The 8,540-nt window shown below is 42.7% G+C and carries 4 protein-coding genes, 1 other RNA gene and 5 pseudogenes; 8 read left to right on the forward strand and 2 right to left on the reverse strand.

Features of this window, described 5'->3' with window-relative positions:
• Positions 1-185 precede the first annotated feature (185 nt).
• The 5 genes and pseudogenes from KIV40_RS16070 to KIV40_RS16095 all read left to right on the forward strand — a co-directional run bounded on the left by KIV40_RS16070 (position 186) and on the right by KIV40_RS16095 (position 6,088).
• Positions 186-2,183 (forward strand): annotated as a pseudogene (locus tag KIV40_RS16070) (GGDEF domain-containing protein).
• A 142-nt stretch (positions 2,184-2,325) separates the two neighbouring features.
• Positions 2,326-2,422, forward strand: an RNA gene (ffs, locus tag KIV40_RS16075) — signal recognition particle sRNA small type.
• A gap of 115 nt (positions 2,423-2,537) precedes the next feature.
• Positions 2,538-3,157: pseudogene (locus KIV40_RS35440) on the forward strand (Tn7 transposase TnsA N-terminal domain-containing protein).
• 2 nt (positions 3,158-3,159) lie between these two features.
• The gene (locus KIV40_RS16090; RefSeq protein ID WP_285350197.1) at positions 3,160-5,025 is read left to right on the forward strand and encodes a Mu transposase C-terminal domain-containing protein; all 1,866 of its coding nucleotides are present in this window, start codon (positions 3,160-3,162) and stop codon (positions 5,023-5,025) included.
• A complete protein-coding gene (locus KIV40_RS16095) occupies positions 4,994-6,088 on the forward strand; it encodes a TniB family NTP-binding protein (RefSeq protein ID WP_285350199.1) in 1,095 nt (364 codons plus the stop codon). The genes KIV40_RS16090 and KIV40_RS16095 overlap by 32 nt, the downstream gene beginning before the upstream one ends.
• Positions 6,089-6,091: 3 nt before the next feature.
• Here KIV40_RS16095 and KIV40_RS16100 read toward each other — a convergent pair whose 3' ends face one another.
• Positions 6,092-6,400 carry a helix-turn-helix domain-containing protein gene (locus tag KIV40_RS16100; protein ID WP_269986822.1) on the reverse strand — a complete coding sequence of 103 codons (309 nt, stop codon included), beginning with the start codon at positions 6,398-6,400 and terminating at the stop codon, positions 6,092-6,094.
• A gap of 101 nt (positions 6,401-6,501) precedes the next feature.
• Here KIV40_RS16100 and KIV40_RS16105 point away from each other — a divergent pair, with 101 nt between their 5' ends.
• Entirely contained in the window at positions 6,502-7,047 is a 546-nt protein-coding gene (locus KIV40_RS16105) for a hypothetical protein (protein ID WP_105064970.1), read from the forward strand.
• Positions 7,041-7,736: pseudogene (locus tag KIV40_RS16110) on the forward strand (DEAD/DEAH box helicase); the annotation flags it as partial. The gene KIV40_RS16105 and the pseudogene KIV40_RS16110, both read left to right, overlap by 7 nt.
• Here KIV40_RS16110 and KIV40_RS16115 read toward each other — a convergent pair.
• Positions 7,727-7,873 (reverse strand): annotated as a pseudogene (locus KIV40_RS16115) (transposase); the annotation flags it as partial. The pseudogenes KIV40_RS16110 and KIV40_RS16115 overlap by 10 nt on opposite strands.
• Positions 7,874-7,916: 43 nt before the next feature.
• On the opposite strand from KIV40_RS16115, the pseudogene KIV40_RS16120 reads away from it, so the two are divergent.
• Positions 7,917-8,540: pseudogene (locus KIV40_RS16120) on the forward strand (hypothetical protein); the annotation flags it as partial.

Here is an 8,540-nt window from a genome sequence, read left to right on the forward strand (position 1 = left end):
AACTTGGAAAGAACTGGCTATTACACTGCGTTGTTTTCCTTGCCCTCGAATCAATGACAACGCTCTGAATCCTGCATCTTGAAGTCACTTAGGTATATATGTTCGGCCTTTCATATTTATTGTGTATTTAATAATAAAAATTCAATCTTAATCCCGGTTTATTGGGTCTTTTAGAAACGTTAGTCATGGTTAAAGTAGTTCAAAGGCTGTTGGTTTTTGCTTGCTTTCTATTGAGCCTAAGTCTCAAAGCAGAACCAGAGTATGTCTCCCATTATAAGGTAGCGACAGAAGCGGATGATGTCGTTACTCGTGTCCTGTTTGATGCGGTGGCGGAAAAATTTGATGTCTCAATTGAATATGTTAATTATTCGAGCTTTGATGGGATTTTAGATTCTGTTGCCCGCGGTGAAAGTGATTTCGCTGCGAATATCACTTTCACCCAAGAGCGCGCTCAGAAGTTCAGTTATTCACGCCCAACCAATATTGAATACACCTATCTTTATGGTTTGAGCGGCATGACACTGAGTGAAGCGAATGTTGTTGGTGTGCCTAAAGGCACCATCTACGAAGCGCTGATCCAGCAAAACTATCCAGAGTTGCTCCTAGTGCCATATCAAGGGCATGAAGAAGCGGTGTCATTGCTTCGTTCTCGTAAGGTTGATAGCGTAGTGGATGCCATCAATCAGCTCAAGCCTATGCTATTAGAAGGGTTTGATGCGACACTGCTGAACGACCATATCTCAATCAAACCCGTTTCTATTGTGAGTCAGAAAGGCGCGCACCTCGAAGTTCTTGCACAGTTCGCTGACTTTATTCATAGCGAAGAAGTTCAGAAATTGCTGCGAGAGAAGGTAGCCTTGTACCAATTCAAACTGAGACAAACCGCGTTACGTGAATCAATTAAGAAGTTGCCTATCGATCTCGAAAAACCGTTTACGATTAAATTTGAATCTATTTTCCCTTATGTGGTTTATCGCTCGGATGGAAGCGTAGAGGGGATGACCGCCGATGTGGTGCTTAAGAGTTGTGAAATCTTGGCTCTGAATTGCGTGGTGATCAGCAAACCAAACGAGAGCTGGGAATCGATGTATAACCAGTTCATTTAAGGGGAGTTCGATATGCTTGCGCCGCTGACCATCAGCCGTGAGCGACGTGCGTTCAGTTACTTCCCTGAGTACCATTATCAACCAACCTCTGTGGTGGTAAAACGCCTTGGATACAAGCCAAATGTGTATTCTCATGTGTCCCAATTGATATCAGAGCGCATTGGTGTCGTGAAGGATGATTTCTTTGATCAGATGCTGACGCAAATGTTGCCATTAAAGGAACTCAATCGTTTTGATTCACAGCAGGCGATGTTGGATGCGCTACTTGCCAGAGAGATTGACTACATTGCAATGGACACAGTGATGTTCAATCACTTCCTGCGTCTTAGTGAACTGATTCCTATTGAACAAGATGATGCGATTGGTGAGTTCTACCAGTCTGAATTGTCTGTTGGTTTAACGAATAATGAACGTGGCAAAATCCTCGCCCCGTATTTTAGTCGTGCGATTTCTATGTTGGATCTGGAAAAGATTGTTGCCCAATACGATTTGAGACCAGACTGGCGCACGGCATTGGAGTACGAAGTTCGCTTAGCCACTCAAACGCAAGCGGTGTTTATTTTTGTGCTGGTGTTCGCTCTGGGTGTCAGTTTGTATTTGTACCGTCAGTCGAACACCGACAATTTAACTGGCTTGAGAAATCGCCGCTCTTTACAGGTGAAATACCGCCAAGGCGTACCGAAAGATCTTGCTATTTTGTACCTTGATATCAATAAATTTAAGCAAATCAATGATACCTACGGACACAGAGCCGGAGATAAGGTACTGCAGTTGCTGTCGCTAAAAATACATCGTATATGGACGGGCAGGAGCTATCGTATTGGAGGTGACGAGTTTATTTTGCTCGGGTATCCGACGGAGATGCAGCTTGCGAGGGCAATAGAAGAGCTTAACTGCCTAGAGGTAAAAGAGGAGCTATTTGGTGATTTAAGCCAAGTAACGATCTCAGTTGGTGTTTCTGCTAAGCGTGAGCGCTGTGTCAGTCTTGAACAAGCATTGCACCTCGCAGATCAAGATATGTACTCAAGTAAGCAAGCCTCTCGTGATCGCAAGGAATCAACCCCTTGTCTAGTTTGAACCTAATGCGCTGAATTGACCGAGTTTTGTCCAAACGGAAGTGAAAAGGAGAAAATCGTCGCTTTAGCCCTTGCAATCCGACAGGCGATGCTGAATAATCCTCACATCATTTGAGACACGCTCTCAAAACAGAATTATGGGGCCTTGGTCCTCTCGCAACAATAGCTCGTGAACTCGGTCAGGTCCGGAAGGAAGCAGCCGCAGCGTGTGACTTGTGTGCCGGGATGTGGCTGGGGTCCCACCCTTTATGAAGTCTGCAATATATGTTCGCATAAATTGCAGGCTTTCTTCATTTCTGCATCATAAGTCTTCATAGTCTATTTTTTTGTAGGTTTACAACAAAAGTGATTTGCTATGTTCGACCAAACCAAGAAATCATCTCACGTCCACAACATCTATAAGTTCATGAGCTTATAGATGTTGTTGTTCGCACTCTCTCCATTTTGGAGTTCGATTTCTGCTTTCACCTCGGATATAACGCAAACATTAAAAGTTTTACCTCTCAACCTTTTGGCTTCCACTATCAATTCAATAGTCGTAAGTGCCGATATACCCCGGATTTATTAGTAACAGATCACAACGAGCAGTCAACCCTCTTCGAAATAAAACACTCTAGTCAGATTCTCAAACCTGATTTCAGGAATAGATTTGAAGAGAAACAGAGAGTTGCGTTGAATGAGTTCAACAGGCGCTTAGTTTTGGTTACTGAGAAGCAAATTAGAATGGGACCAACTTTAGATAACTTCAAGCTACTACACTGTTACTCCGGATTGCGAACCGTGACTGAGTTTCAAAAGCTAGTTTTGGAGTTTATTCAACGCAAGCAAATGGTGAAGTTACAAGAGGTGTCTTTGTATTTCGGTTTATCGGAGCAGGACACACTTATCTCTACTCTACCTTGGATCTCTTCGGGACAAGTTAAAACAGACCTAAACGGCATTAACTTTGGTCTCGAAACTTACGTTTGGTGTTAACTATGTCATCGGACTCTAATAACATATTTGGGTTCTTTGATGAGTTTGAAGCCTCAGAGGGAGAGTCTCAGCCGCTTCCAATAGAGCTAATTCAAGAACCTATTGAAATCTCTTCAACTATTGATTCTCAATCACCGAAGGTACAGCAAGAAGTTATCCGTCGTATCAAAATCATCGCTTTCGTGGAGAAGCGTTTAAATGGCGGATGGACCGAGAACAACTTGAACCCTATCTTAAGTCTCGTGGAGTCGGAATTACAGCTCACTCCTCCGAGTTGGCGAACTTTAGCGACTTGGAAAAAATCTTACTTTGAAGCGGGTAAAGACCCATGTGCACTTATTCCGAAACATTCGTTTAAGGGCAACCGCCAAAAAGAAATAGATTCGCAATCCTTGATTGATGAGGCAATTCAGAACGTATACCTGACACGTGAACGACTTAGCGTCGCAGAAGCATACCGATACTATAAGAGTCGAGTGATTCAAATAAATCGCGGGATTGTCGAGGGAAAAATCAAACCAATTTCAGAGCGCTCTTTTTACAATCGAATACACGACTTACCTCCATATGAGGTTGCGATTGCAAGGTTTGGCAAACGATACGCAGACCGAGAATTTCGGTCAGTTGGTCAACAGGTGGCTGCGACTAAACCAATGGAGTTTGTCGAAATTGACCATACTCCAGTTCCAGTGATTTTGATTGATGACGAGCTAGATATTCCTTTAGGGCGACCCTACCTGACGATGCTATATGACCGCTTCAGTAAATGTATCGTAGGGTGCAGTATCAACTTTAGAGAGCCTAGTTTTGACTCTGTCAGGAAGGCGCTATTGAACTCGCTATTAGATAAGAGTTGGGTAAAGCAAAGATATCCATGTATTGATAATGAATGGCCTTGCCACGGTAAGATTGACTGTTTAGTTGTCGATAATGGTGCCGAATTTTGGAGTCAAAGCTTGGAAGATTCGTTACGGCCTCTAGTGTTTGACATCCAATATAGTCAAGCAGCTAAGCCTTGGCGAAAGTCTGGGATAGAAAAGCTGTTTGATCAGATGAACAAAGGGTTAGTAAACGCATTGCCTGGAAAAACGTTCACCAATCCTACTCAACTTCAAGATTACAATCCTAAAAAGGATGCGGTGGTTAGAGTTTCCGTGTTTCTTGAGTTACTTCATAAGTGGATTGTCGACTATTACCATATGGCACCTGATTCAAGAGAACGTGACATTCCATACCACAAGTGGAATCAATCGGAATGGACTCCTTCCTACTACAGTGGTGCTGAGAAGGAGCAGTTGAGAGTTGAGCTAGGTTTGCTTAGACACAGAACCATTGGAGTGGCAGGGATCAGGCTTCATAACCTACGCTATCAGTCCTCAGAACTTATTGAATACCGTAAATATTGTGCGTCCAACAATGGGAAAAAGCTGTTTGTTAAGACCAAAACAGACCCTGCTGATATCAGCTATATCCATGTCTATATAGAGTCGGAAAAGAGGTACATAAAAGTTCCAGCGGTAGACAACAGCGGATATACAAAAGGGCTGTCGCTTTTTGAACACGAGCGAATACAAAAAGTACGCAGGCTTAACACTAAGCAGCTTGCTGATGATGAGGCGCTTGCGGATACATTTCTATACATGAAAAAACGTATTCAGGAAGAAACTGATAGGTTCCGAAGTACAAAAAGTAATAGGTCTAGCTTGCCTAAAACGGGTAACACTTCGAAGCTAGCAAGGTTTAATGATGTGGGGTCAGAGGGGCCAAGCTCAATCAATACGACTCCAGTTAAACAAGAAACCACTGTAGTGTTCGATGTCTCAGAGCAGTTATCTGATGATAATTTTGAAGATATTGAGGGGTATTAATTTGAACTTAACATCTAGGCAGTTTGAACAGCTAAGATCCTTTGAAACCTGCTTTATTGAATACCCTGCAATTGCTGAAATCTACTCTATTTTCGATCAACTTCGTTTTAACCACTCTCTTGGCGGTGAACCAGAGTCTTTCTTGTTAACTGGAGAGGCCGGAAGTGGAAAGACGGCTTTGATTAATAATTACCTATCACGCTTTCCGTCGAGTTCAACTTGGAGTAAACAACCAGTTCTTAGCACTAGAGTGCCGAGCCGTATAAATGAACAGAATACGCTCACACAGTTTTTAGTTGATTTGGGGGGAAAGTTAGGTGGAAGAAGCCCTCGACGACGGAATGAAATTGCACTTGGCGAAGCTGTAGTAAAGCAACTTCAGCGTAAATCTGTAGAGCTGATTATTGTCAATGAAATTCAAGAGCTTGTGGAGTTTTCTACAGCAGAAGAAAGGCAAGCTATTGCTAATACGTTCAAATATATAAGTGAAGAAGCAAAAGTCTCGTTTGTGCTGGTTGGTATGCCATATGCTGATGTAATAGCGACAGAGCCACAATGGAACTCACGATTAAGTTGGAGACGAAAGATTAACTATTTCAAGCTGTTGAAAGCTAACAGCCATTCGAGTGGAACGGTATCTTATAGTTTTGACTTGGAGCAAAAAAAGCACTTTGCTAAATTTGTTGCTGGTTTGAGTGCGAGAATGGGCTTTGATGAACCGCCGGTGCTTACAAAAAATGAAGTGTTATATCCTTTGTTTATTATGTGTAGAGGGGAGTGCCGAGCGTTAAAGCACTTCTTGAAAGACGCACTACTTATGAGTTTCAGTGAGAACGTTGATACGATAGATAAAGCGATATTGTCACGTACCTTTTCATTTAAGTTTCCCTACTTGGACAACCCTTTTAATTGTTCTATCGAGGAGCTTCGTCTTCATCAAATTGACTCTGGATCGTCTTACAACCTGAATGCCATTGCCGTAGAAGATAAGATACTTGCTCCGCGATTTACGGATGCAATTCCATTGAGTATGTTACTGAGCAAAAATGGACTTAAAGCTTAAGTATTAGCTCTCACTCTTTAGACTCTTAAGCAACACCGCCTTCTCTTCATCACTCATCTTATCAATGGCACACGCCAGTTCAGCACTCAATTCGTTCCTACAGAAAAAGTAGTTTAGCGGCACATCTAACTCTTCAGCCATTCGTTCGAGTGTACCAATATCTGGTACGTGTCTACCTTTCTCATAATGGTTCATTCGCCCACTAGCAGAACTTGGTTCCATGCCGATTTTCACCCCTAAATCTTTTTGGGTGATCTTGGCTTTTTTACGCGCAGCTTTGAGCCTCGCTGGGATTGGGTTGTCTTTCTGCACTTACACATTTCTTTTCAACCTTTAGATAACTTAGATTGTCTAAGTTTTACTGATTTTTGTATACTTAGCAATCCTAAGTTTTTATTGCGTGCAAGAGTCACATGAAGAAAGTAACCAGAATTAACCCTGATATGTTTAACCTATTGATTGAAAAAGGGATGGATGACTTCTCTGTTATAGAAGCTAGGGATGCTTTGTTAAATAGTACTTCAACCTTTACGAGCAGTGATGAAGCTCGAAAGTATGTTTATAAGCAACTTCTATCACTTGAGGAGAAAGGCTGGCTTTCTGTCATTGGGACTCGCAGAGGCAAGCGTTACCATCAAACTAATGAATTTAAAGCGCTTACAATTGAGCCTCGAGCAGCTAGAAATAAGAAAGCTAAAGTTGATTCAATAACTGTTCAACCTCCGGAGTTCTCTCTAAATGCACTAGAACAAGAGAAAAAACAACATGAAGGTGAGTTAGCGATTACTCTGGGCGAGATTGAGGAATACCAATCTTTGTTAACGCGTTTTCCAAACAACAAGCATGATATGGAACCGTTATTCAATGCAGCGAGAGAGCGATCAGCTAAGCTATTGGGCAAAATCAATGCACTAACCAACTGGATGCAAGTAGCCCAAAGCAAGGCTTCCCAATGTTAAGAACATGGCAAGCTGAGTGCGTAGAGCTGGCTATCAATAAGTTTTCATCAAATCGACGCCCACATTTTTTCTGTCAAGCCACTCCTGGTGCTGGTAAAACCGTTATGGCAGCAGAGGTTGCTAAGCGTCTTTTTCAAGAAGGTATGATTGACTTAGTTCTCTGTTTCTCACCATCACTTTCGGTCGCTGAAGGGATGAAAAAGACCTTTTCATGGAAACTGGAATGTTCCTTTAATGGAGGCTTGGGCTCTTTAGGTGGGTCTTATACCTATCAATCCATCCGTTTTTTAGATGAAAACTTCTGGAACACCGTCAGTAAATATCGGGTACTAGTCGTATTTGATGAGATCCACCATTGCTCGTTTGATGATGAGGGTAGGTCAAATTCATGGGGGTTAGAAATTATCAGTAAGATCCAAGGTTTTGCCCGTTACACATTAGCGCTGTCGGGCACTCCTTGGCGTTCTGATCGGTTACCGATAGTTATGGCCGAGTATTCCGACCCTGATGGTATGCTCATTTGTGATTATCAATATGGCTTGCAACAGGCAGTTGTTGATAAGGTATGCCGCCGCCCTAAAATCGTTTTAATCGATAATGAACACCTGAGTGTAAATGCTGGCAGGGACAATCAACACTTCGCTTCTATTCTTGATTGCCTTAAACCTGGCGGATCCCCTCATAATTCACCTAACCCGCAAGTATGGGTGAGGCGTTGATATTCCACCATCGCCCAATGATATTGCGATTCTTTTATTCGGTATCGCCGATGGCTGCGTACTTCCTTTCCCAGTCTAGGGATCGAGAGCACACGCCGATGCTCGATTGGATCGCGGCCAAATGTGTAGCTTGAGTAATAAATAATCCTTATGAGTTTATACAATATTGCAAATAAAAACTTAACTGCCTTAACGCCAACTACGTTTGCTGCAGAAGGGCTACAAGAGCGTCAAGATCTTCAAGAAGCATTAAAAGGCTGTATTGATGCGATTGCCCCAGATTGCCTGGTGATCTCTAAAGAATTTTCAGATTGGGAAGACAGCAAACGTAGAATCGACTTACTTGCGATTGATCGAAGTGCCAATCTAGTCGTGATCGAACTAAAGCGCGATGACGTAGGCGCACAAATGGAGCTTCAAGCACTGCGTTATGCTGCCATGATATCTACCATGACGTTTGAAAAAGCATGTGAATACTATGGACGTTACATAGGTAAAGAAGGCTTAGATATCGACGCCCGTGAAAGCCTACTTGAGTTTGTCGACCTTGATGAAAGCAGTTTAGATGACTTCGGTAATGATGTTCGCATTGTTCTGGCTTCGGCTGACTTTGGTAAAGAACTGACTACGTCGGTGCTTTGGCTACGTGACAAAGGCATCGACATCAGCTGTGTTCGTTTAGCTCCTTACCACTACAAAGAAGACGTACTGATAAATGCTGAGCAAATTATCCCAGTTCCGGAACTCGAAGAGTATAGAAGTGGACCCCAATGG

The sequence above is a fragment of the Vibrio sp. D173a genome (genome assembly GCF_030248475.1).

What these genes read in the sequence shown, in the direction of transcription:
- KIV40_RS16090 (WP_285350197.1), top strand. Translation starts at nt 3,160, where the DNA reads ATGTCATCGGACTCTAATAACATATTTGGGTTCTTTGATGAGTTTGAA.
- KIV40_RS16095 (WP_285350199.1), top strand. Translation starts at nt 4,994, where the DNA reads ATGATAATTTTGAAGATATTGAGGGGTATTAATTTGAACTTAACATCT.
- KIV40_RS16105 (WP_105064970.1), top strand. Translation starts at nt 6,502, where the DNA reads ATGAAGAAAGTAACCAGAATTAACCCTGATATGTTTAACCTATTGATT.